The 24,179-nt window shown below is 56.4% G+C and carries 14 protein-coding genes and 1 pseudogene; 6 read left to right on the forward strand and 9 right to left on the reverse strand.

Annotation, left to right across the window (positions count from 1 at the left end; genetic code table 11):
• From B3B59_RS00605 to B3B59_RS00625, 5 genes are all read right to left on the reverse strand, one after another.
• Positions 1–1,830 carry a dynamin family protein gene (locus B3B59_RS00605; protein WP_286807889.1) on the reverse strand — a complete coding sequence of 610 codons (1,830 nt, stop codon included), beginning with the start codon at positions 1,828–1,830 and terminating at the stop codon, positions 1–3.
• A gap of 16 nt (positions 1,831–1,846) precedes the next feature.
• Positions 1,847–2,383: a hypothetical protein gene (locus tag B3B59_RS00610; protein WP_286807890.1), complete on the reverse strand. Its 537-nt coding sequence runs from the start codon at positions 2,381–2,383 to the stop codon at positions 1,847–1,849.
• Positions 2,384–2,394: 11 nt separating this feature from the next.
• Positions 2,395–3,228, reverse strand: coding sequence for a GTPase (locus tag B3B59_RS00615; protein ID WP_080346633.1), 834 nt, complete (start codon positions 3,226–3,228; stop codon positions 2,395–2,397).
• Between the two features lie 201 nt (positions 3,229–3,429).
• Positions 3,430–4,431 carry a class I SAM-dependent methyltransferase gene (locus B3B59_RS00620; RefSeq protein ID WP_286807891.1) on the reverse strand — a complete coding sequence of 334 codons (1,002 nt, stop codon included), beginning with the start codon at positions 4,429–4,431 and terminating at the stop codon, positions 3,430–3,432.
• Positions 4,432–4,518: 87 nt separating this feature from the next.
• On the reverse strand, positions 4,519–5,043 hold the full coding sequence (locus B3B59_RS00625; RefSeq protein WP_286807892.1) for a lipocalin family protein: 525 nt from the start codon (positions 5,041–5,043) through the stop codon (positions 4,519–4,521).
• A 111-nt stretch (positions 5,044–5,154) separates the two neighbouring features.
• Between B3B59_RS00625 and B3B59_RS00630 the strand changes: the two genes are divergently transcribed.
• The 5 genes and pseudogenes from B3B59_RS00630 to B3B59_RS00650 form a co-directional block, all read left to right on the forward strand.
• Positions 5,155–5,880: a MerR family transcriptional regulator gene (locus B3B59_RS00630; RefSeq protein ID WP_040077802.1), complete on the forward strand. Its 726-nt coding sequence runs from the start codon at positions 5,155–5,157 to the stop codon at positions 5,878–5,880.
• Positions 5,881–5,966: 86 nt separating this feature from the next.
• Complete coding sequence (gene uraH, locus B3B59_RS00635; protein ID WP_040077801.1) at positions 5,967–6,377, forward strand: hydroxyisourate hydrolase; 411 nt, start codon at positions 5,967–5,969, stop codon at positions 6,375–6,377.
• A 126-nt stretch (positions 6,378–6,503) separates the two neighbouring features.
• Positions 6,504–7,463 (forward strand): YbgA family protein, encoded by a 960-nt coding sequence (locus B3B59_RS00640; RefSeq protein WP_207292712.1) that lies wholly within the window; start codon positions 6,504–6,506, stop codon positions 7,461–7,463.
• Between the two features lie 145 nt (positions 7,464–7,608).
• A complete protein-coding gene (locus tag B3B59_RS00645) occupies positions 7,609–8,697 on the forward strand; it encodes an AAA family ATPase (RefSeq protein ID WP_286807893.1) in 1,089 nt (362 codons plus the stop codon).
• A gap of 248 nt (positions 8,698–8,945) precedes the next feature.
• Positions 8,946–9,665, forward strand: a pseudogene (locus tag B3B59_RS00650) (IS3 family transposase); the annotation flags it as partial.
• Positions 9,666–9,744: 79 nt separating this feature from the next.
• Here the strand turns inward: B3B59_RS00650 and B3B59_RS00655 are convergent.
• Together B3B59_RS00655 and B3B59_RS00660 are read right to left on the reverse strand one after the other, a co-directional pair.
• Positions 9,745–10,236 carry a hypothetical protein gene (locus B3B59_RS00655; RefSeq protein ID WP_233803375.1) on the reverse strand — a complete coding sequence of 164 codons (492 nt, stop codon included), beginning with the start codon at positions 10,234–10,236 and terminating at the stop codon, positions 9,745–9,747.
• Between the two features lie 352 nt (positions 10,237–10,588).
• Positions 10,589–10,837, reverse strand: a complete 249-nt coding sequence (locus tag B3B59_RS00660; RefSeq protein WP_212478194.1) for a hypothetical protein — start codon at positions 10,835–10,837, stop codon at positions 10,589–10,591.
• Between the two features lie 536 nt (positions 10,838–11,373).
• On the opposite strand from B3B59_RS00660, the gene B3B59_RS00665 reads away from it, so the two are divergent.
• A complete protein-coding gene (locus B3B59_RS00665; protein WP_286807894.1) occupies positions 11,374–11,559 on the forward strand; it encodes a SymE family type I addiction module toxin in 186 nt (61 codons plus the stop codon).
• Between the two features lie 55 nt (positions 11,560–11,614).
• On the opposite strand, the gene B3B59_RS00670 is transcribed toward B3B59_RS00665, so the two are convergent.
• Both B3B59_RS00670 and B3B59_RS00675 read right to left on the reverse strand, forming a co-directional pair.
• Positions 11,615–11,866 (reverse strand): MafI family immunity protein, encoded by a 252-nt coding sequence (locus tag B3B59_RS00670; protein ID WP_207292709.1) that lies wholly within the window; start codon positions 11,864–11,866, stop codon positions 11,615–11,617.
• 10 nt (positions 11,867–11,876) lie between these two features.
• On the reverse strand, positions 11,877–24,170 hold the full coding sequence (locus tag B3B59_RS00675; RefSeq protein WP_286807895.1) for a hemagglutinin repeat-containing protein: 12,294 nt from the start codon (positions 24,168–24,170) through the stop codon (positions 11,877–11,879).
• Positions 24,171–24,179: the final 9 nt, after the last annotated feature.

A 24,179-nucleotide genomic window follows, 5' to 3' on the forward strand; every position in this document is an offset into this window, starting at 1 on the left:
TTACGCGTTCCCCTCACTCGTTAATTGCTGCTCTGCTTGCTGCTTCAGTCTGCCAATCGCCCGCTTAAACTGTTCCACTTCATAATTTAGCTGGCTACAGTCCTTCTCCATCTCGTTGAGTAAGGTGCTTAATAGCGTACCAACCTGAGTGGTGATCTCGTTTTCGATACCGTCCAGGTAAAGGCTCAGGATCCGGTTACGGACTTCGCTGAGGTTATCTCCCACCACCATTTCAATGGTGCGGGTGGTTTGTTGGGCGCTGTCTCCGGTCATCGATCCCAGCCCGGCCCCGAGAGTGGCGCCTATGGCCGCGCCCGCAGGCCCCAGCAGCATCCCAATGCCGCCGCCGATCAATGCCCCCAGCCCACCGTTACGGCTACGCGTGCTTTTGGTGTAGCCTTCAGGGATCTGCTCGGTCACTTTTTCTACCGAGAAGGCAGGCAGCGTGAGCGAGGAGGAGGTCCAGGTGGTGACAACCGCTGATTTAAAGGCCTTCATCGCCTTGTTCAGGATCGCCTCCAGCGCATCCCCGGTGAGGGTCGCCATCCGGCTGTCCCATCTTTTTTGTGCGGCTAGCAGGGCGCTATTCAGCCCGGCTTCGTCGTTGCGGCTGGCGGCCAGCTCGTTAAAACTGGCCTGAATGGTTTGACGTAATTCAGACTGGGCAAGGCGTACGGCCGGGGTAATCTGTTTTTTTACATCCTGGTCGACCGTCGCAATCATCGTAGCCAGAGATGCCGTCAACGCCTGATATTTCTCCATTTCCACCAGGCAGCCGGAGAGGAAGTTTTTGAAATTCGTCATCGGCACCGCACGCTTCATGCGCACGCCCTCTTCCTGCGAGATTTGCTTCAGGCGGGTAAATAGCTGCCCCATTCCACTGTCGGCGATGGCCGCCGGATCATTCCCGTGCAGTTCGGCATAGCGGGCGGAAAGGGACAGCACTTGCACACGCCCGGTATCAACGCCTTCGGCCTCCAGCTCGCGCTTTACGAAATCCTGCTGCATCTGGCGATCCTGCGCTGATTTCATCACGCAGATATCGACAGGCACCTCATTGACCTCATCCCAGCCATGCTGCTTTTTATCGCTGCCCGTCAGCAGCAACATGATCTCCTTCTCTTTCCCCAGCAGTTGACGGATCTCGTTTAAATCGCTGGCGCGTCCCGGCGCATCCGATTTCATGGTGTAGAGGATCAGGTCAGCATGGTCGGCGTGCGCTTTCGCCAGCTCGCCGTTTTGCGAACGCACCGAGTGCAGGCCAGGGGAGTCCACCCAGGTCAGCCCCGGCAGACGGAAGCTCTGAATCGAGCTGGTCGCCTCGGTGGCATCCACGCGAAATTTGCCCTGCAGCGCCGCTTCGTTATGCGCATCACCGTTCTCTGCGTCCGTATTGCCATGGGAGTCATACTTCAGCGTGGTATTCCCGGCCTGCTGGGCAGGGGTCGGGTTGGTATGGCCCCAGGCCATATAATTGCCCAGCGAGCTTTTACCCGACTTCACCTTGCCGTAGACATAGACCAGCAGCGAATCTTCAAAGTTTTTCCGGAAACTCAGCCCCTTGTTCTGATTATCCAGCTTTGCTTTCCAGCCGCTGTCGATCTCTTTCAGGCCGTTGATAAACCCCGCCAGCGACTGGCTTAACGGGCTGGTCTCAGGTAATTTCTCCTGCGCGTCGGCCAGCAGCCCGGCAAGGTTAGAATGAAACTGGCTGTAGTGAGCCGCAAAGGCTTTATCCAGCTCTTTAGCCTGCTCTAATGAAGAGGCGAACTGCATCTCCAGCGTTTCGAAAGAGGTTAGAAGATCCTCGCGAAGCATCTCGTTACTCATCTTTATTCCTGTCTGCTTAGCCGCGCAAATGCTGGCGAATACGTTCAAATTGTTCGCGATAAACTTGCAGTGTCTCAAGCTGGACCTGGCAATCTATCAGGGTATCAACCACGTCATAAAAGTCTTCGGTCATGGTCAGTTCCACGTCGTAGCAGGATTCCAACGCATTCAGGTTCTGGCGCGTTTTGGCGTCCAGGAAGGTTAGCTCATGGCTTTCGGTAAAATGTTCTGCCACCACGCGCTGATACTGCTTACCCGTTGCCAGCACGTTGGCTTTAAAGGGCGATGTGCTCTGATAGTGCACCTCAACCCAGCCGGAGAGCGCCTGCTTTAAGTCGTCAGCGCGCAGCGTGCCGACGTTTTGAAGCGAGGCCTTAATGGTTTCGCGCTCCTCTTTTTGCTCGCGTTCGCGGCGCTCACGTTCTGCTCGTTCCCGGCGTTTGCGCTCTTCGTCGTCGCCATTGCCATTCGAGCTGTCATCATTGCTGGAGGAAGAGGCGATTAATGCGCCCACGCCCAGCACCGCTGCACCAATTAACCAGGGTAATGCCATTTTCGCGCTCCTTAGACAGCCGGGAATTTTTTGAGGGTGTTTTTCATCCAGCCGCGGAAATCGGTCATGATCGTATTGAAGGGCTGGAAACCGCTGTTGATTTGCTGATGGATTTGCGCCTGCTTCTCCTGCAGCGCGTGCTCGGCCTGCATAAACTCGGCGAGGATCTCTTCAATCGCCACCCGCTGGCGCTCGCGTTTTACGGCGTACGCGTCAGTGTTCAGCGCATCCAGATGCTGAGCGAGATCGAAAAGGTGGCTGGCGCGGATCAGGCCGTCTTGTTTCTGCGTCACCCCGGCCTGGAAACGGGAACCAGACAGGGCATAGCAGCGCGGCGTAAAACCGAGATCGTCGCGGCACTGTTCCAGCATGCGTTTTTCAATTGCCGCAATGCTTTCGGCGCTTTCTACGTCCGCTTTGCTGAGGACAAGGATGATGTTTTGCTCGGCATACTGGCCAAAAGAGTCTTTTAACTGGCGCAAAAAATCGATCTCAATCTTTTCCAGCTCACCCTGGGGCTGGTGGACAAATAGCACGATGTCGGCCTTTGCCGCCCCCTGCAGGGCAATCAGATCGTCGGCGTTGTTGGCATCCAGGCCTGGGGTGTCCAGAAAGATAAAATCTTCGGTCTCACACTCTTTGAGTTCCGCCGTTTCACGAATGTCGTTAGTGCGAAAACATTCCGTCTGAATATGGTTCGTTAACATATTCAACAGGAAGCTTTTACCGGCATTCATTAATCCCCAGGCGGCGACAACCGGTTTTCCGGGGGCGAGTTGCTGTTCCAGCAAGGCATCCGCCTTGTGTAATAACGAGGCGTGTGGAGAGGTACTGACATCAGCCATGATAAATATCTCGCTACGTTAATGAGTTATTTTTGAGGACGTTGCGTATTAAGTGTTATTAACGGCATACCATCCGAAAACTGCAGTAACCCTGCGAATTTTGGTGGTAACGATAGCGAGAAGAGTAAGACAGGCCGCTGACAGTCCGTGTCAGTGCAAAGGGAGTTTTAGGCAACGAAACAGCGATTATCTGCGCGCAGCTCAGGGCACCCGCACCTCCATCACGGCATAGACCCCATCTTCAGGCACGACCACGGTGACATTTTCTACCGGCACGCCGGCAGCGAGATGGATCTCCTGCAGCTCGTCTAAGGAACGTGGGAAGAGGTGCTGCCAGCCAATGCAGCGCAGGGCAAAATCGATCTGTGGGCTGGTATCCAGCATGTTTGACAGGATCACCGCTCCGCCGGGCTTCACCAGCCGCAGAGCGCGTTTTAGAAAGGTCACGGCATCGTCATGGTTAAAGTATTCGAAGATGCCCAGGGCATCCACCAGCTCGGCCTGCTGCTCCCCCAGCTCCAGCACCAGATCGTCGTTACGAATCAGGTGATACACCAGATTCCGGCGCAGCAGGGTGATCTGCTCTCCCACGACCAGCCCCTGCTGAGCCGCCATGGTCTCGGCCCAGCGCAGGGCGACGGGGTCGTCATCAACCAGCGAAAGATGCACCTTCTGTCCATCGAGCTTCGCGGCACACAGCGCCTCCAGCACCGGGATGGCCGCGCCGCTGGCCAGGCTTACCCAGTCGCTCTCGATATCGTTATGGATGTATTTGTCCACCAGCGTCGCCAGCACCCGGGCGCGGGAACGCACGCCAATGGCATCGTTGGCGTGGATAAACCACTGGCGGCTGGCGCTGTCCATCACCGTCCCTTCCGGCAGTTTATCCTCCAGAGGGTTTTGCACCGCAAACAACGCCAGCGCCGAGGGCACCAACCGCACGCGCCAGGCCGCCAGCGCCGGGCGATGACGGAATGCCTCCTGCGACCAGGCATGTTGGGCGATCAGCGTTAACTCACCGCGGTCTCCCTGCTCAATCAGCGGCGGCTGCAGGGACGGGTCGGCCTTCAGCGCCCGATCGATGGCGTTAATTTCCCGGGTCGTTTCGTCTTTCATCGGCCATTTATCACTAACATCAGGAAACGAGGCGCTGTAAATGGTCATGTTTGCAGGTGCTTTACCGCGATAGGCTTGCCAGGTCATGTCGTTGTCTCCCGTTTGGCCGATAACGGAAGTGTATTCATGCCTGGCAGCATTACCCTACGAAGAAAGCACGAATTCCCGCCTGGGTTAGTGTTTCACCCAGACCAGTTGATCGATGCGGAAGCCGAGGCTACGGGCGATGCGCACGTAATCGTCTTTCACCTTATCCGGGATGGTTGGCGTACGCGCCAGGATCCACAGGTAATCACGGTTCGGGCCGCTTACCAGCGCATATTTATACTCATCATCCAGGGCAATCACGTTATACCCGCCGTAGAAAGGCCCAAAGAATGACACCTTCAGGGCGGCGGTGGTCGGCGCACCGGTAAAGTACGCTTTGCCTTCGCTTTCGTTCCATTTTTGTTTACGTGGATCGTAACCCCGGTTCAGCACGCTAATACCGCCGTCGCTGCGCTGGCCGTAGGTGGCAGTCACCTGCTCCAGTCCGCGTTCGAAGCGGTTTTCCAGGCGGGCGATTTCATACCATTTGCCGAGATAGCGCGAGGCATCAAAATGGGTAATGGGCTGCACCCCTTTCGGCGGGGTAGGCGTTTTGCACGCTACCAGCGTCAGCGCGATCGCCACACCGGTCACAACTGGCCATAATTTCATGTGAGCTCCTTTCGTTTGCGTGATGTAAGTGTAGTGCAGAGGTCGACTGCTTCATTCCGGATGCAAATATTCGTAGTATATTGAGATTATTCTTTCTCACCGGACAGGCGCATGGCTTACTCCATTGGCGAATTCGCCAAACTTTGTGGCATTACAGCCACCACGCTGCGCGCGTGGCAGCGCCGCTACGGTTTGCTTAAACCGCTGCGTACCGATGGCGGCCACCGTCAGTACAGCGAAGAGGATGTTCAGCAAGCGCTTAAAATCCTCGACTGGGTAAAAAAAGGGGTGCCGATTGGCCAGGTTAAACCCCTGCTCGAGCGCCCTACCGCGCGGCGTACCAACAACTGGCAGACGCTCCAGGAGAACATGCTGCAGCGTCTGAAAGAGGGCAAAATCGATGCCCTGCGCCAGCTGGTGTACAACGCCGGCCGGGAATACCCCAGACCAGAGCTGGTCACCGAAGTATTGCGTCCGCTGCGCAGCCAGGTCTCGGCGCGCGTGCCGGCGATGATGACCCTGCGTGAGATCCTCGACGGCATTATCATTGCCTACACCTCGTTCTGCCTTGAAGGGGATAAAAAAGCCCCTGGCGATAACTATTTAATCACCGGCTGGCACCTGAGCGATCCCTGTGAAATTTGGCTCGAAGCCTTAAAACGCACCGGGCAGGGTCACCGTATCGATGTGCTGCCCATCCCGCCAGCCGCCCTGGCACCCGAGATATTCCCGGAGCGCAAATGGCTGCTGATCGCCAGCGGCAAACTGAGCGCCGCCCGAAAAAAACAGATAGAGCAGTGGCAGCAGGCGGTCGCGCTTGAGGTGGTCATCCTCTAGCGTCAGTTATCACGAAAAGTTGAATATTTTCTTTTCGCCAGAGTGCTAACGTTTTCCTGTTACTTATCAAAACACAGGAATTCATGATGAAAAAAAGTGCCGCACTGCTGATGTTGTCCTCCCTCGCTTTCGCCCCTGCCGCCTTTAGCGCCCCGGTCGGTACGCTTAGCGTGCATATTCTTAATCAGCAGACAGGTGTCCCCTCGTCTGACGTGACCGTTACCCTGGAAAAAGAGCAGCAGGGTAACTGGGCTCAGCTTGCCAGCGGTAAAACGGACCAGGATGGCCGCATCAAATCACTCTATCCGCAGGACAAGGAGATGGAGCCGGGCGTTTATCGCGTCGTCTTCAAAACGGGCGACTATTTCAAAAGCCAGAAGGCCGACAGCTTCTTCCCTGAGATCCCGGTGCTCTTCACCGTTACCCGCACCAACGAAAAACTGCACATCCCACTGCTGCTTAGCCAGTATGGCTATTCAACCTACAAAGGCAGCTGATCGCTTACAAAAAAGTGGTTTCGTAACCTTCTGATATCGCAAGTTATAACAAAATAATTCTGCGAATACTTGGACAAATTATTCATGGTGTGTAAGTTTTAAGAAAGGCTTAGGAGGTAGCACACCATGAATACGAAACCCGTACTCGGAATTAGCGGATGTTTAACCGGGTCCGCCGTGCGCTTCGACGGCGGTCATAAACGCATGGGCTTTGTGATGAACGAGCTGGCCCAGTGGGTAAGCTTTAAACCGGTTTGCCCAGAAATGGCGATTGGCCTGCCGGTACCGCGCCCGGCGCTGAGGCTGGTTCAGACCACCGACGGTGAAACGCGTATGCGTTTTAGCAAGGACAGCACCGAAGACGTATCAGAGAAAATGGCGAGCTTTGCCGCCAGCTACCTGCCGGGCATCAGCGACTTTGCCGGGTTTATCGTCTGCGCCAAATCCCCAAGCTGCGGCATGGAACGCGTACGGTTATACGATGAGCAAGGCAACCGGGGGGCGAAAGCCGGCACCGGGCTGTTCACCGCCGCCCTGATGGAGAAGTATCCATGGCTGCCCGTCGAGGAAGACGGTCGCCTGCACGATCCCGTACTGCGCGAGAACTTTGTCGAGCGGGTCTTTGCCCTGCATGAACTGAATACCCTGCGCGCAAACGGTCTGAGCCGCCGCGCCCTGCTGGATTTTCACAGCCGCTATAAACTGCAGCTGTTGTCCCACCATCAGGCGGGATATCGCGCTATCGGGCCTTTTGTCGCCTCGCTGTATGAGTGGGACGACCTGAACGCCTTTTTCGAGGTTTACCGGGATAAGCTGATGGCGATCCTGAAGCAACCCGCCTCGCGCAAGAATCACACTAACGTGCTGATGCACGTGCAGGGCTATTTCCGTAATCAGCTTAACGCCCGCCAGCGCGACGAGTTACGCGAAGTGATCCTTAACTACCGCGCCGGTCTGTTACCGATCCTCGCCCCGCTGACGCTGTTGAAACATTATCTTGCGGAACACCCACACAGTTATCTGCTGACGCAAAACTACTTTGATCCCTACCCTAATCATTTAGGTTTACGTCTTGCTACTGGCTAAATATCAATGAAGCGAAGGCCCCGTTGACCCGCAGAGGCCCATACTGTACCCCTTTAGACGACACCCTCACTGTCGTCTTTTTTTTGCATTTTGCGCAAGAATACTGGCAATATATACAGGCCTTTTCGCCGCTTCGGGAATGCTCATGATCAAGACGCTGCATATCGAAAACTACCGCTCCATCCGCCGCCTGTCGCTGGATCTGGAGCAGCTTAATATCGTTTTCGGGCCAAACGGCACCGGTAAATCAAACATCTATAAAGCTATCCATCTGATGCACAGCGCGGCGCAGGGGCAGTTTTCTCAGGCGCTGGCGAACGAGGGCGGGATTTTAAAAGTGTTCTGGGCCGGTAAGACGCGCAGCGACCAGCTGCGGCGGATGAATCTGGCGGTAGAGACCGAAACGTACGAATACGAGCTGCAGGTGGGGTTTGTTGAGAGACTGCCGTATCCGTCGCAGTTTCAGCTGGATCCGGTGATAAAAGAGGAGACTATCTGGTTGAGCCAGCAGCACCGCCGCCCCTCGTCGCGGCTGATGCAGCGTAAAAACCAGACTGTGTTCCTGAACAACGTGCATCACGAAAAAGTGACCCACAGCGGCACGCTGTATGAGAATGAGTCGGTATTTGGTCAACTGGGGGAGCCGCATCTGTACCCTGAGGTATCGCAGATGCGTGAATCGCTACGCAACTGGCGTTTTTATCATGAGTTTTCGGTGGCTTCTGGCTCGGCGATGCGCGCCCCGCAGGTGGGGTTCCGCTCCCCGGTGCTGGCGAGCGACGGCGCAAACCTGGCGGCGGCCTTTCAGACCATTGTGGAGATTGGCGACGAGCTGCTGCTGATGCGAATTCTCGATCAAGCCTTCCCCGGCTGCGTGTTTTACAGCGACAACCGCGACGGCCGTTTTCGGATGATGATGCAGCGCGAGGGACTAAGTCGCCCGCTGGAGCCTGCTGAGTTTTCTGATGGTACGCTACGCTTTCTCTGCCTGGCGGTGGCGCTGCTCAGCCCGCGTCCGCCAGCGTTTATCGCCCTCAACGAACCGGAAAATAGCCTGCACCCGCAGATGCTGCCTGCGCTGGCAAGCCTGATCGCCGAAGCCAGCCGCTATTCGCAGATCTGGCTGACCAGCCACTCGCCAGAACTGGCGACCTTAATTGAGCAGCACCGTTCGTTTTCGCTGTACCAGCTGTCGATGGCGGAGGGCGAGACGCGGATGGAGAGGCTGGGTTAGGAACCTTATTCTCAATAGCGAAATAGCTGCCTTCTGGTCCGTTACTCAGGCGGTTTTTTACGCCTCTTCCGCTCATCGAGGAGGGCGAATAACCACGATCTGAAGGCTGCCGCGGTTGCTGCAATCGCGCTTACGACAGCCACCTGCTTAATATCTGCCCGTTCAATCACAACCTCATGGTGGATAATGAATTTAATGGCAATTAGGGCCAGAGAGAAAAATATCAGGCAGCAAATAAACAAGTAGACAAACAGTTCTGGCTTGAGTCTGGCTGCGTCTATGGTTATGGCAAGATCCATCTGGTTCTGCGTAATACCGGGCAACAGTGCGGAGTGAACCGGGTCTGGCGGCTGATGAAGCGTGCCGGAATAAAAGCTCAGGTTGGGTACTGTAGCCCACGGGCATGTAAAGGCGCAGCCAGCATCGTGTCGCCCAACAGGCTCCAGCGACAGTTCAATCCGGATGCTCCGGATGAGCGTTGGGTAACGGACATAACCTACATAAGGGATAACGAAGGCTGGCGGTATCTGGCCGTGGTTGTTGACCTGTTCTCACGTAAGGTTATCGGCTGGTCAATGCAATCCCGCATGACAAAAGAGATTGTCCTGAACGCATTACTTATGGCGGTATGGAAGCATAATTCTCAAAAACAGGTATTGGTTCACTCTGTTCTGGGCTGTCAGTACACGAGCCATGAGTGGCAGTCGTTCCTGAAATCACATGATCTGGAGGGCAGCATAAGTTGTCGCGGTAACTGCGACGACAATGCGGTTGCGGAAAGCTTTTTCCTGCTACTGAAACGCGAACGGATTAAGAAAAAGATATACGAAACAAGGGACGAAGCCAGAAGCGATATTTTTGATTACATCGAAATGATTTATAACAGTAAGCGTCGGCATGGTTCGAGCGAGCAGATGCCACCGGCTGAATATAAAAACCTATATTACCAACGGCTCAGAAGTGTCTAAATTATCCGTGGCGATTCAGGCCCTCTCCCACATCATTGCTATCTCACTCGCGAGGTAGTGGAGATGGTTAACATTCAAACTATCGTTCTTTTCTTATAATCGATTGGTAATTTCCAAATACAGGGAAATTTTCATAATTCCCGGAAACATCCACTTTTGTTTCACTTTCATCCAAAAGATGTGGGTTAAAACGTTCTTCTCTGATAACGGTATGACCATCTTCTTTAAAAAGATAAGTCGTACCATTAGAAAAATTCATAAAACCAGCGCCTTCACCTTCGCTCCCGGCAAACTCTCGGTGAACAGCCATTGAAAGAAAAAGTCGCTCATTATCCAGAACTTTAAAGCTATAAAGAAGATATTCTCTTAGTTCTTCATCTAAAAAACCGACACTAATCCAGCCAGCATTTTTTGTGACCTGAATAACATGTGATGGTTTTACATCAGAACCGATAAGTGCAGTATATGGCATCCCGCGAGAATGCTTTTTTTTGGCTTCATTCTCGCTCAGAGGATTCATTGATTCTTTATAACCAACGGACCATTTTTTACAAAAAAAAACCTTGTCCATTATTTGTAAACCTTCCCATTAGTATCTCGGATAATGACATCAGCTTGCTTAGCCGCATTAATAACTGATTGTGGAATTGGTTTCATCTGAGGTGGAACCTCCAGGAGGTTACTCCCTTCCATCTGGCTTCCAGCCAACTTATCACTGGAAGGAACATTTGCGATTGTAGCGCCGGCACCATCATATCAGCCACGTACAGCAGAACCTACCATACAACGCCCGGAAGCGTCTGTATGTGACTGATAGTTTGTGGGTATCAGGGCAGCGCCCTGACGAGATTGTTTTGTCTGCTGGCAAAGGGATTCAGGGCAAAAAATCCCGCCAGCTATGGGCGGGAACAATTACCATACAACTATATCAAGCCAAGTGATTCAGGAAGCTCTTTTATATAGATTGCATGATCTCCTTGATATTCTTTTGATATCAAGTCAAAAGCATTTGCTACTTTCATTTTATCATCAAGACTTAAAAGTTGTAGTTCAGCCGCAATACTTTCCATCATTCCTACTGCAATATCAGGATCTAAAGACTCTTCATCAGAGAACTCAAGAAAAATAGCCATGTCAGCTATTATCTTCACCAAGCGAGCATCACTATTCATGGACAATTTTCACCTCTATATTTTTGATACCTAATTCATCAAACATTTTTTGAGCTCGATTAGCCTGAGCTTAATTTGGGACTTCCCAACGTCCAGTTATTCCATTACTTTTCAAGGCCTCAGACTGCCTTATCGGCTGAATTTTAGCTTTTGGTGTTGTTACAACTGATATTTTTCTGACAATCACAACATTACCATCAACACCATCAAATCGAACTGGTCTGTTTTTTCCAGCGTCATCAATTCGATCGATCGTTGGAGCCTGTCCTTTTTAGGTGTCAATATTTGAACGAGCACCAGAAGCAGAATCATTATAGTCTCCAGCTCTTGAACTCATTCCGGCATAGTTTTCCTGCTTATAGCGTTCGTTTTCGGTTTTACGTGCTCTTCGGCTTTTTGCTCCTACGTCTTACCTTCAGACTGTGCCTGCGCAATATCACTGAGCGCATTATTCTCAACAACAACTAGTCAGAGGTCGTCATTATGGCTAGACGCGATTCTACGTCACAGAGAACCTTTCCAAAGCGCAGCGGCGGATGAAGATCGGTTATGTCAGCATCCGGCATTTTTATCACCACAACCTCCTGGCCACCTGGTATTCCCGCAGCCCCAGCCTGCGCCTGAACGGTAACTGGCTGGCAGATGCGGGATTCAGCACCGACAGGGCGGTTACGGTCAGCGTGGAACCGGGACGACTGGTGATCGAGCCGGTTAAGGGCTGATGGTTAAGAAGAAGATCCCGGCCTGAGGCCGGGATTAGTCATAGCTATCAGGATGTTATTTCTCTGGATTGATATATGTATATCTACTATTTATTTCTAGTCCAAGATCATTAGCTATTTTAAGCACTTGTGTGTATTCATCTTTGCTAATCACAACATCATGATCAGCGATGTGATCACATAGCGTTTCGAATGCTAATACGTTCTCTGAGAACCCAATATAATCTAGGGCAAAGTCAACTAGCGAAGGATCCAACCGATCCTTTAACCTTTCACCTAATGATCTAATTTTGTCATTAATATCCATCGCGCCCACACTATTTCTTAATTGCCTTTAAAGCTGGAGGAGCCGGATTATTATCCGGGAACGCTGTTACTATTTTCCCACTAGCTGGCTCGTATACCACACGAACTCTAACACCCTCTCGCTCTTCCCAGGCAACCCATCTTGCTGGTCTCCCTGCATTTGTATACGTCCCGCCCGTTCCGGTCTGGGCAAACCATTTGGTATCGGGTGAAGTAGCTATATCACCCACAGTATGAACAACCTTGTCTGCTGACCAACTTTGAGGGAAAACTGTTTTTCCTGGATTTCCGGGATACAGATGTCCACCTTGTGTAGGGCTATCCCCATATAAAATATGCTGTTTCGCTTCCGGCGAAAGGATATCCACATATTTCTGGTTTGTAGGTGATAATCCAAGATCGGAGCTTTTCGCAACAGATAAAAACGCTTTAGCTGCTACATACTGAATCAGTTTTGCTTCACTGGTCGGCACACCACTCGCCAGGATTTCCGCTGCCCGTTGCGGCGTCATTTCTCCATCAGCCGTCAACGCACTGACCGGAACCCCAAAGAACTCGCCCCAGGCGGTTAACAGACCTTTAACTGCATCCTGCCCTTCAGGTATCTGACCCTGTGAGTTTTTAATCAGCGCTTCTGTTAACTCATCTGCTGTAGCGCCATTCTGGATCATACTGACAGCAAGCGACTGCTGGGATAACCCCATATCAGCCATGCCTTTTCCGAAGCTTTCAGGACTCAGCGAGTTATTCTCAACCGCATTCTTCCCGGCCTGTGCCCCCGCACCCACCGAGGCCGTGCTGTTTCCCACCAGCCCACCAGCCATGCCTGCGGATATCGATGCCAGGGTACTGACGGTCTGCATTTCTGATTCATTCAGGTCATTGACCGATTTACCCGGATACATCGTCGCAATTATCGCTTTTGCCGCGAGCTCACCCGCAGCCGCCCCCATCGCACCCGCCGCTGCGTTATTGCCCTGCAGTGCCGCCACCGCCCCGCCGAGAATGGCGTGTGCGAGGGTGTTCACCGCCGGGTCTTCTTCGGTGGATTTGATAAGATGCGCCAGTTCCGGTGCCGATGCGCCGGCCAGCGCGCCGGCCACGTTACCGCCCGCTAACCCCTGCAGCGCCGCCGTCGCGGCCTGAATACCGCGCTGAAGTTCGCTGCCGGTACCGAAACTCTTCATCTCTTTCTGGTATGTCGGGGAATTACGCAGGGCAGCAACGTAATCCTGGCGCTCTTTCTCCGTGGCGTTGGCCTTCAGCGGCGCCATCTTTTTCTTCGCAGCCTCGAGGGCGTAGATGTCACCCTGAGTGCGGGCGATATCTGCCGCCTGGCTGCCAATGTCGCTGATCAGCCCCACCGCTTTCAGGCGATTCTGCTCTTTCTCCTTATCGAAGATTGGGCTAATGCTGTCGTTAGCATTCACCGTATCCCGACTCAGGTTCGCCAGGTCCTGCTGCTGGTTAGCCTTATCACGAACGGTAATGGTGCCATCCGCCACTGCCGCCTGGGTGGTACCTTCCGCATGGCCGCTGCTGCCTGCCGCCGCGATCATGCCGCCAGGCAAATTGCCTTTAAAGGTATCGCCAAAGCTGCCGCCGCCGCTCAGGCTCACCCCCGTATGGCTGACTTTGTAATCCGCTTCGTTATGCAGATCGCTAAAGCCGAGCGTGCCGGTATCGAGACTGTTTTTATCCGCCGTCGCCGTCGAGGCGATCACCGCGCCGTCCAGTTGGGTATGCCGCCCTACGGTCACGTCAAAGCCGCCGTCGCCAGCAAACAGTCCGGTCTGCTCTTGCACCGAGTCGAAGGTGCTTTTCATCTTGTCCTGGCTGGCGCTGATGTAGCCGGAGCCGGTCATACTGCCAAAGGTAAAGCTGCCGCCCGCCGCCACGCTGGTCTGCTTCGAGTTGTAATCGTTGCTATCCTGCTGACTGCTCAGCCAGAGATCGCGGCCTATGTCGGCCACAATCTTCTCGCCGTTGACCTGTGCGCCGTTCAGTATGGCGTCGCGCCCGCTGGTCATAGAGACCTTGCCGCCGCTGTCGATCGTGGTTTCGGTCCAGGCGGTGCCATTGCCTTTTTCATTACCTTTAGCGGCATTCACGTTGGCAAAGACGCTGATGCCCGCCCCCCCGCTACCGGCGCCAATGCTGACGCCTACGCCACCGCCGCTGCTGCTATTTTTACCGGTCGTTTTTTGCGTGTTCGCCGCACCCGTCAGCAGGATGTCGTTTTCGGCATTCAGCGTCGTATCGCCTCCCGCCTTCATCTGACTGCCGCCGATCAAAATGTCACCACTGTTGGCGCTGGTGCCTTTCCCCGTCGCAGTGATTGTCAGATCGTCCCCGGCATTCAGCGTACTGCCCGCCACCGTGTCGCTCTCGGCATGCTGCTGCGATTTGGATTTTTGCGTGGTCAGGGAAAGGCTGACGCCAAATCCGTTGGAAGGATCGCCCGTCTGCTGGGCCACCACTGCACCCTGCCCCGCCTGTACGCCGGAAAGTGCAGCTTTCGTTGCCTGAAGCGCGGCCAGTCGACCGTCGCTCTCTTTGGTTGCCTCCTGCGCCGTGGTCACCGCGCTGTTGATCGCGCTACCAACGACGCCAGATAGCGCGACCGTCAGGCCACTGGATTTTTGTTCAAAGGTCTCATCCCGGGTGCGTTTATCATGACCCGGCTCGATCATCACGCTATCGCCGGTGAGCGACATATCTTTGCCCGCCACCAGATCCGCGCCGCCCACATGCAGCTGATTACCCGCCGTGATGCTCACATCTCCGCCCGTGGAGCCTATGGTGCTAAAACTCTGGCTCTGGGTAGTGCCACTTTCACGCAGATCATGGGTAGATTTACTGCTGCCGATGGTAAAGCCGATGCCGCCGGTGCCCATCAGGCCGCTCTTTTTGGTCTCTTTGAAGCGCCAGTCGGTATTGCTGTTGGTGGCGGCAACGATGTCGACATTGTTGCCCGCCGTCAGGCCGACCGCTCTGTCGCCCACCACGGACGACCCCTGCACCAGCAGGTTGTTACCTGCCGTCACCTGTACGTTGTCTCCGCTGAGCAGCGTGCCCGCTTCACGCGTTGCGCTGCTCTCCTCAATGGTGTGGGTGGTTTTTTTACTGAGGAACCCGCTTTTGGTTTTGGTCTGCTCTTTGTAGTAGTAATCGCTCTCGGTAGCAGTATTAAGATCGACATCGCGACCCGCTGCCACCGCAATATCGCCCTTCGCCGTCACCTGAGCGGCTTCGGCTGTCACGTCACGTCCGGCAATAATCGCCGTATCGCCGCCGCTGGCAATCTCGGTACCTTGTTGACGCACCGACTCGTTAATGACCGTTTTCTTGCTGGCTTTGTAGCTGTCGCCCTCTGTGGTGGCCTCTGCGTTTAGATTTACGTCGCGGCCCGCCTGCAGGCCGACGCTCTTCCCGGCGGCCAGCGCTGCGGCCTGCGCGTTGATATCCTGCCCGGCTTTCAACACCAGATTATCGCCCGCCGCCAGGGTGGTGCGATCGAGCCCGGTGCTATGAGTTTCACTCTTGCCGCTGCGGTTGCTTCCGCTGGTCTGCCCTGCGTTCAGATTAAGGTCATGACCTGCGCTCAGCCCCAGACCGCCGCCCGCTTTCAGGTCGCTGGCGGTCATATCGACGTTGTTCCCGGCGTTGGCCACCAGATTACCGCCCGCACTGAGGCTGCTACCCGCATAAGAGACGGATGAGCGTGCGGTATTTGCCCGATTTGAGCTGTACGCGTCGTTCACCTGATTGGCATTCACGGCGATATCGCCCCACGCGTTCAGCAGCATATCGCCGCCTGCTGCCAGGCTCGCGCCAGTAACGGTGATGTTTTTCCCCGCCTCCAGAGACAAGGAATCCTGCGCCGTAATTGACGCTGTGCTGCCCAGAACGGTGTCTTTAATGCTGACGTTGTTGTATTTGCCTTTGGCGTTGATATCGATCTGCTCGGCCAGCGTCAGGTTGTTGATGCTGCCATCCGTGCTCTCCAGCGCCACCGTTTTGCCGCTGATGGTGGAGCTGATGTTGTTGATATCGCCAATGGCGCTCAGGTTGAGATCGCCTCCGGCTTTTATCAGGCTGTCGTTGAGGTTGCTGATGCTGTTCTGGCTGTCGAGCGTCAGGTTATTGCCCGCCAGCAGCGTACTGCCGCTGTTGGTGATGTTGCCGCCCTTCAGGGTGACGTTATTACCGGCGATGACGCTGCCGTTATTGACGCTGACATCCTTCGGTGAGAGGTAGAGCTTCGGCACCATCACCGTTTCGCCGTTGATGACGGCTTTTTCCCACCACAAAATACTGTGGTCGAGGGCGGCAATCTGCTCCGCCGTCAGCGAGACGCCAAATTGCAGCCCCAGCGATTGCTGGGCCGCTGCGGCGTTGTCCATCAGGTAGCGCATCTGATCCAGATCGGAGCCGATGCCGTTCAGGTAGCGGTTACCGGTCTGGTTCAGGAGTGCATTTGAGACGTACCGGGTATCGAAGGCCGCATCGCCCAGGAAGCGGTAATCGTAGTCCGGGTTCAGATCCAGCCTGCCGAGCATGTAAGAGGAGCCGAGGAACTGCTTCTCATCGGTAAAGAGCGCCCGGGTCTCCTGCGGGGCGCTGGAGGCAGGCTTATTGCCTAACATCGCGTTCAGATTGGCAAACAGAGCAGGATCTAGCTGCCCCAGCTCGTTGAGTTTGGGGTTAACGCTGATGAGATAGGGGCTTTTTGGATTATCTGAAATAACGAAATAGCCGTTGTTACCCGACGGCAGCGGGTACGCGCTGGTATCGACGCGCTGGCCCTGGTACTGCCCACTGGCGCTGCCTTTGGCGATATTGAGGTCGGCAGTGGTTACGCCCGCGTCTGCCAGCGCACCCAGCTGCCCCAGGTTGGCGTTACCTTTTTGGGTGGTGCCGATGTTGCTGAGAGGCGTGCTGCCGGCACTGTTATTGTCCAGCGCACCGCCGCCGTTAATCTGTTGCAGGGCGCCCTGCAGCTGATCTTGCCACTGGGGCGAGCCGACCGCCACGGTGCCGGTGTTCGTCAGATTTTGCTTTTGCGCTCCGCTGGCGATGGTCTGGTTGCTGAGGGTGTTCAGCGAAGGCGTAGAGATAACGTTGCTGACGCCGCCCGCGTTGGCAGTGGTATTGGTATTGCTGATGTTATTGGCGAAGTTGGCGGTAACATTGCCACCGGCCTGGATGACGGCGCGATAGATTTGTCCAATTTCTTCCCTAATGTCATGCCCGACCAATTTCAGTGAGATCGATTTTTTGACAGGGGGTTTAGTCGTGTCCTGTAAACCGCCACCGCCCCCGGAATTAGAGACCGAGCCAGTAACAACTGTCCCTGCAATGGGGCCCTGATACTCATAAATTAAATAATCAGTTTTAGTACTTTCCTGGAAACTATTGTTATTAAGTGTATTTCCAGCAAGCGATATATTTCCATTCGCTAATATGTTGCTTGCAGTATTATTAAGCTCATTTGCATTAATAGTTATATTCCGCCCGGAAGAAATACGTGACGCAGCACTCTGACTGTCGACAGTCAGGGTTTCCTTAGTGACCGCCAGGGCTTTTTGAAGACCTCTCTCCTTAGGAGCATATACCTGCTGCATGATATGGTATTCGAAGCACCAATGGCTGCTACAGGAGCCTGCATGAATAACATTATCAATGGCATAAGTGCCATATTCTTTAGGGTCGAAATAGGAGAGAGGAACATCTGCTATAGCATCACCAAGCCACGGATATTCCAGATTTAAGTTCTCTTTTACTGAAGTGGATTGTAACCCCTCTCGCTGATTCAACAGTTGCGCTGTACGAATCGTAATATCGCCGTTCTGCGTCTCAATATTCCCCGACGTATTCACGATCTGGGCGCTGGCATTCCCGGCTGCATCTCTCTGCATCGACAGGTTATTGCCCGCCATGATGTCGCCGCGCTGGTTGGTGATGCTATTGGCATAGAGCGCCAGGTTATTGGCCGCGTACAGCAGGGCAGTATTGATGATAGAGCCCGGTGCGCTCAGGGTGAGCGAGCCGCGCGTGCCGGTGAAACCGTCCACCGTCATATTGCCACGGCTGGCAACGGTAATATCCCCGCCGCCCTGAACCGATCCGGTGCTATTCAGCGCCACACTGCTACCAGAGAGCGTGCTGGAACCGCTGCCGGTGGTGATCTGTCCGTTATTGCTAAGCTGCCCGCCCGCCGTCAGGTTGACGGCCTGGCCCTGCAGTACGCTGCGGTTATCGATCCCCCCATTGCTGGTGATGGCGAGGGTTTTCCCCGCCGCAATGGCGGTTTTACTGGTGAAGGCGTTGGTCAGCTTCAGGGTCAGATTACCCAGCGACACCAGTTGCCCCACCAGATCCAGCCCTTTACTCTCCAGCCACAGGTCGCCGCCGCTGAACAGCTTGCCGCTGGCGCTTTGCGTCAACGAATCCGCGTCGATATTCAGTTGAGAATTGCCGAGCAGCGTCCCGCCATTCGTAAGCTGGCCGTAATTTACCGCCAGGGTGCCCGCCTGAGTAGTGCCCTGGTTGGTGAAGGTGGTGCCGGTCAGCGTGGCGCGGTCGGCAATCCAGGTGCCGCCGCCGTTGGCGGCGTTGGCGGCGTTGAGGATCAGATCGGTGGCCTGCAGCCAGCCACTGCCGGTGTACTGCGGCGTATTCAGCGTGAGGCGCGCGCCAGAGAGTAGTTTACCGTCGTTACGCGCCTGGCTGGTGGCCTTCAGGAGGGTCTCGCCGCCCCCCTGAATCAGCCCGTCATTCAGAAGCGTCGGGGTCGTCACCGTCAGCCCCTGACGGCTGACAATCTCCCCACCTGCATTGTTGGTGAGCGTGCCGCCCAGCGTGAAGGTCGCGCCGTTATCCCCCTGCAGACGCCCGCTGTTAGTCAACGCGCCGGTGGTGATACCGAGCGTGGCCCCCTGGATTTTGCCTGCGTTAGCGACGGAGGCGGCATTGAGATTTAGCGCCCCGCCTGTCAGCATGGTGCCGCCGGCAAGCTGGTTAACCGCTCCCGTCTGGCTCAGCGTCAGACCATTCACCCCGCTCACCGCCCCGCTGTTACTCAGCGAGCCGCCCTTCAGAGTCAGGTTTTTTGCAACCCACTGCCCCTGGTTGGTAAGCGAGGCGGCCTGCAGCGTTGCCGCCCCCAGGGCGGTGATCTTGCTGCCTGTTGTGGCGGTGAGTGTATCCGCCAGCGTCAGTTGCAGCCCGTCTGCGCTCTGCACGGCGCCGCTGTTGTTAAGCGACTGCGCGTTTAGCAGGATGTTTTGCGCCTGCCAGCTGCCGGCGTTGTTCACCGCACCGGAGGTGATGTTCAGCGTACCCTGAGTGAGCAACTTGCCGTTCGCGCCGTTGATCAGCTCCTGCTGCGGCGCAGCCATCGCCATACGTGCCATCAGCCGCTGCTGCGCCTGCAGCGTCAGGCTTTGCAGGCCGGTAAGGGTGCCCTGGTTATTAATGCTGCGCTGCTGAAGCGCGAGGGTTTTACCCTGTACCGTGCCGCTATTTTTAAGCGCGCCGCCGCCGAGCGTGACGTCGCCTTCGCTGAGGATCTGCCCACGGTTATCCAGCGTCTGGGCCGTGAGGGTCGTATTGTCCTGGCTCATTAGCGATCCGCTGGAGGTCAGGGTTCCACCGATGTTCGCGGTGAGTGTCCCCTTGCTTAGTAGCGACCCGCTGTGCGTCCACTCCGCGGCGCTTACCTCTATGCCGTTCCCCTGCTGTGTGCCCTGGGTGGTCAGTTTCCCCGCATCCAGGGTTAATTGCCCGCTGGTCAGAGTGCGTGACGCCGCCCCGGTGGTGAGCGTATCCCCGGTGAGGGTCAGGCCGTTAGCCCCCTGCCAGAGCCCGCCGTTATTCAGATCCCGGCCACTGAGCGCCAGGGTGCCGCCCATCATGCGTCCAGGGTTGAGCAACGCATCCGCCGTCAGCGTCGTGGCGCCCGCGCTCTGCATCAGCCCGGTGTTGGTCAGCGTGCCGGTAAAGGTGCCTGTCAGCCCCGACAGGCCATTCAGGGTGCCGCTGTTGGTCAGCGCACCGCCGTTCACTGCCAGCGTATCGCCCTGCAGGACCCCCGCGTTGCTGAATTGTCCGCCCTGCAGGGTGAGTGCCCCACCGGAGAGCCCTTTCCCGGTCGTCTCGTTAATAAAGCGCGTAGCGGCGGCGTCGATGGCGTTAGTGCCCTGCATCAGGCCGCTGTTGCGTAGCTCGGTCGCCGTCAGTTCCAGGGTTTTACCCGCCACGGTACCGCTGTTGGTCAGGTTCGCCGCAGCGAGAGTGGCCGCGTTGCTGGCCAGGGTGTTGCCCTGATTAGTAAAGATGTTGGTCAGGCGCAGGTTCAGGTTCTCAGCCTGAATATCGCCCCGGTTGGTCAGCGCGTTACCCTGCAGAGTAAAGTCATCGCCCACCAGCAGCAGCCCGGCGTTATCCAGCCTGTCGAGGTTCAGATCCAGTCCGCTACCGCTCACCAGCTGTCCGCGCTGGTCATTCAGCAATGTCCGGGTGGTGAGCTGCAGGCGCTCATTACCCTGCATAATGCCGGTGTTGGTGATCTCAGGAGCATGAAGAGAGAGCGCCTTTCCGGCCAGCTGTCCGTCGTTGAAGAGCTGCGCCGCCGTCAGGTCAAAGAGATTCTGGCTGAGTAATGCCCCCTGGTTCTCTGCCTTACCGGTAAGGGTGAGCGTCAGGTTATCCAGGGTCTGTACCGCGCCGCTGTTGGTCAGGTTATCGGCGCTTAGCGTCGCACGCTGCGCCTGCATTTGCCCCTGATTGGTGAGGGTTTTCCCGGTCAGGCTCAGCGTGTCGCCGCCCGTCACCTGGCCCTGACTCTGGTTAGTGAAGGCGTTACCGCGCCAGCGCAAATCGCTGCTCCCCTGCAGCAGGCCGCTGTTTTGCAGATCGCCATGCAGGGCCAGCACTTTGGCCATCAGCTGTCCGCGGTTGTCGATACTGGCAGCGTCCACCTCCTGGTTTTGCTGGCTCAGTACCTTGCCCTGGTTGGTGAACTGACCTGTTACCTTCGCGGTGACGCCCGCTTCACCGAGCGCATTACCGCTGTTAATCCACTCCCCGGTCGCCAGATTCAGCGTTTTACCCTGCAACAAACCGGCGTTGTTGAGCGTAACCTGTTGCATATCCAGCCCGCCGCCTGCGAGCATTTTCCCGGCCTGCAGGTTATTCAGCTGGTTACCGATCGCCGTCAGCGTCGCCGTGCCCTGTAACGTGCCGCTGTTGGTGAGGGCCTCGCTGTTGAGCTGCGTATTTTTGCCCGCCAGCAGTCCGCCATTGGTCAGTGCCGCCGTGGTAAGAGTTAACCCGTCCCGGGCAATCGCCCGCCCGGTCGCGTCGTTAGTGACCTGCTGCGTCAGGGTGAGCAGGAGCGTTGTTGCGCTCAGTTCGCCGCTGTTGGTCAGGGTATTGCCGTCCAGTTTCAGCGCATCACCACTTTGCAGAGTGCCGCTGTTGGTGGTGTCGGCGACCTCCAGCGTGATGCCGTTATCGCCCTGCAGCAGTCCTCTGTTTTGCAGGCTGTTCCCTGCAAGATGCAGATTATTCGCCGCAATACTCCCTTCGTTGGTCAGCGTCGTCCCGTTGAGGGTCAGCTGGTCGTCGGCCAGCAGTCGCCCTGCTCCGATGTTGCTCAGGCTGGCGTAATCGCTCTCCAGACTGGCGCCGTTGATCTCGCCCCGGTTGACCAGGGAGGTTCCCTTCAGCCGCAGCGTACCGTCGGAGGTGATCAGACCGCTGTTAGTAAAAGTGGGGATGTTCAACGTCAGGTCATTCACGCCGTAAAGCGAGCCCTGGGCGAGGTTGGTGAGCGTGTCGGCCTGCAGGGTAAACCGTGTGTTGCCCTGCAACAGCCCGCCGTTGCTGATGGCGCGGCTCTCTAACGACAGGGTATTGGCCACCAGCGTACCGCTGTTGGCGATCCACACGGGGGCCGTCAGGGTCAGGCTGTCCGCCTTCGCGATCCCGCTCTGGGAGAGCTGTTGTCCGCTAAGTGTTATCGTATCGGCGGTTAACTCGCCGCTGTTGCTGAGTGCCTGCGCGGCGCGGAAATCCAGCGTCTGCCCGGTGGATTTGCCGCCGTGAACCAGAGTGTCGGCAGAGAGGTCCAGCGACCCCTTCGCGGCCTGAATGCCGTTCAGCGTCGCACTGTCTGCCTGCACTCTCAGTCGCTGGCCGCTTTGCAGCCGCGCCTGTTGCTGCGTGGTCAGCGTTGCAGCGTTGAGATCAAGGTTGCCTGCGGCATCTGTCAGGCCATTTAGATCCGCACGCTGGCGGGCGGTGAGCTGTATATCGCCCTGGCTGGTGGTGAGGGACGCTTTCCCGCTGGTGAGCACCCCGGTCTCTGCCGTCAGCCCCTTCGTCCCGGACAGCGTGCCCTGTTGAGTAAGCGTGGCCGCTTTCAGGTTTAGCGTGCCTTCGGCAAGGGTAGAGCCAGTGTTGGTCAGCCCATCGTTAACCGCCAGGCTGGCATCGCCTTTGGCACTTAGCGTGCCGTGCTGGTTCAGGGTATCTGCGTTTAAGGTTAGCTGGCCGCCGCTTTGTACTGCCCCGCTGTTAGTCAGCGTGCGCCCCTGAAGCGTGACGTCATTCCCCTGTAGCGTACCGCTGTTCGTCAAGGAGTCCGTCTGCGCAGAGAATTTTCCTTTCGCCGCTAACTGGCCGCTGTTCGCTACATTTTTGCCGGTGATCGTGATGTCTTTCCCGGCGTTCACCTGGCCCTGATGCGTCATCGTATTCCCGCTCAGGGCAATATTGCCGCTGGCATCCGCTCGGCTTTGACCGTTCAGCGTCAGTCCTGCGCCGCTCAGGGTCAAATCACCGCCAGCGGCGATCGCACTGTCAGAGGCCGTAAGCGTGCCACCGCTGGTGACGGTGGTGCGGGCATCGCTGCCGACGGTGGCGTGGGTCAGGGTCATATCCTGCCCGCCGCGCACGTTCATTTCCCCTTTGCTGGTCAGCGAACTGCCTTTCACCGACAGCGCGCCGTCGGTGGCCAGAGTGGTATTTCCCTGCCCGACCAGCGTGGCATCCGAGAGGGCGACTCCCGCTTTACCCGTCACGCTTAATGCCCCGCCTTTGCCAGAGACGCCGCCCCCGGTCTGGGTCAGCTTGCCCTGGCTGTTCAGCGTGGCGCTGTTGGCGGCAACCAGCGAGGTCTCCTGCAGAACCATATCCTGCCCGCTGTTTATCGTCAGGCCCCGTTTGCTGTCGGTACCGCCGCCAGTGATCTGCAGTTTTCCGTCACTGGTGAGGCGCATCTCGCCGCCGCTGGCGAGGGTACTGTTGTTAAGCGTCATTCCCTGCGAGCTGGTCACATCAAGTGCCCCACCCGCCTGATGGCTGCCGTTGAGCGTCACGCCCGCACCCTTCGCGGTAATCGCCCCGCTGGCCAGGCTGTTGTTGACCGTCAGCTTGCCGTTGGCGTCGAGCTGAATATCGCCCTGGCGGGCATTCAGGTTGCCCAGGTTTACACCCACCCCCTTCTCGCTGGAGACCAGACGGATGCGGTTGGCATACATACCGCCCAGCGCGCCGGTATCCACGGCGATTTTCGGCGCTGCGCCCTCGCCGGTAAGGGATTTGACACGCCCATCCGCAGCAACGCGGTTGGCCCCGACGGTCACGGTAAGATCGTTGGCGTGGATCGCGGCGTTCACCTCGGTGGCGCGTGCAATCAGAGAGAGGGCGTCGTTTTTGCTGGCATCCAGCCCCTGCCCCTCAATGGTGATGGCCCCTTTCGTCACATCCAGCGCCAGCAGGTTGCCGTTGGCATCAAGCTGTGGCTTGCCGGTGGTCAGGGTCACATTGGGCGTATTGATAAATCCGCAGCCGTTACAGGTGATGCCGTAAGGGTTCGCCACCATAACGTTGGCCGCTTTCCCGGCCACCTCGGTATAGCCCTGAAGTTGCGACCGGCTGCCGCCCGTCACCTCGTTGATGATCCCCTTCGCTTCACGTCCTGCCTGCAAATGCGGGTTATTCTGGATTAGCCCACCAAGCTGGGTCTGATTCAGGCTATTGGTGGCGTTATTAAGGATCAGCCCCTCTTTGCCTACGTTGTACTGGTTGAACTGGTTATGCGAAATACCCGCCCCGTTTGGCGTGGCGATGTTAACGATGGGCACCCCGTTACCGGCTTTGTCCATAGTGGTGTTGCCGGTCGGCGTCATCACCGCCGCCATGGCGGGCGCCATCGGCTGCCAGACCATTAAGCCGCAGACAGCCCAGCTAATCAGGCGCTGTGAGAAACGAACGGGAGGATGACGGGTTTCCATAGTCGTAAA

The sequence above is a fragment of the Leclercia sp. UBA2479 genome (assembly GCF_002341985.1).
GTDB classification, from domain to species: domain Bacteria; phylum Pseudomonadota; class Gammaproteobacteria; order Enterobacterales; family Enterobacteriaceae; genus Enterobacter; species Enterobacter pneumoniae.

Coding starts and splice junctions, on each gene's coding strand:
- B3B59_RS00640 (WP_207292712.1), top strand. CDS start 6,504: ATGAATACGAAACCCGTACTCGGAATTAGCGGATGTTTAACCGGGTCC.
- B3B59_RS00625 (WP_286807892.1), bottom strand. CDS start 5,043: ATGAAATTATGGCCAGTTGTGACCGGTGTGGCGATCGCGCTGACGCTG.
- B3B59_RS00675 (WP_286807895.1), bottom strand. CDS start 24,170: ATGGAAACCCGTCATCCTCCCGTTCGTTTCTCACAGCGCCTGATTAGC.
- B3B59_RS00660 (WP_212478194.1), bottom strand. CDS start 10,837: ATGAATAGTGATGCTCGCTTGGTGAAGATAATAGCTGACATGGCTATT.
- B3B59_RS00630 (WP_040077802.1), top strand. CDS start 5,155: ATGGCTTACTCCATTGGCGAATTCGCCAAACTTTGTGGCATTACAGCC.
- B3B59_RS00615 (WP_080346633.1), bottom strand. CDS start 3,228: ATGGCTGATGTCAGTACCTCTCCACACGCCTCGTTATTACACAAGGCG.
- uraH (WP_040077801.1), top strand. CDS start 5,967: ATGAAAAAAAGTGCCGCACTGCTGATGTTGTCCTCCCTCGCTTTCGCC.
- B3B59_RS00605 (WP_286807889.1), bottom strand. CDS start 1,830: ATGAGTAACGAGATGCTTCGCGAGGATCTTCTAACCTCTTTCGAAACG.
- B3B59_RS00670 (WP_207292709.1), bottom strand. CDS start 11,866: ATGGATATTAATGACAAAATTAGATCATTAGGTGAAAGGTTAAAGGAT.
- B3B59_RS00645 (WP_286807893.1), top strand. CDS start 7,609: ATGATCAAGACGCTGCATATCGAAAACTACCGCTCCATCCGCCGCCTG.
- B3B59_RS00665 (WP_286807894.1), top strand. CDS start 11,374: ATGAAGATCGGTTATGTCAGCATCCGGCATTTTTATCACCACAACCTC.
- B3B59_RS00655 (WP_233803375.1), bottom strand. CDS start 10,236: ATGGACAAGGTTTTTTTTTGTAAAAAATGGTCCGTTGGTTATAAAGAA.
- B3B59_RS00620 (WP_286807891.1), bottom strand. CDS start 4,431: ATGACCTGGCAAGCCTATCGCGGTAAAGCACCTGCAAACATGACCATT.
- B3B59_RS00610 (WP_286807890.1), bottom strand. CDS start 2,383: ATGGCATTACCCTGGTTAATTGGTGCAGCGGTGCTGGGCGTGGGCGCA.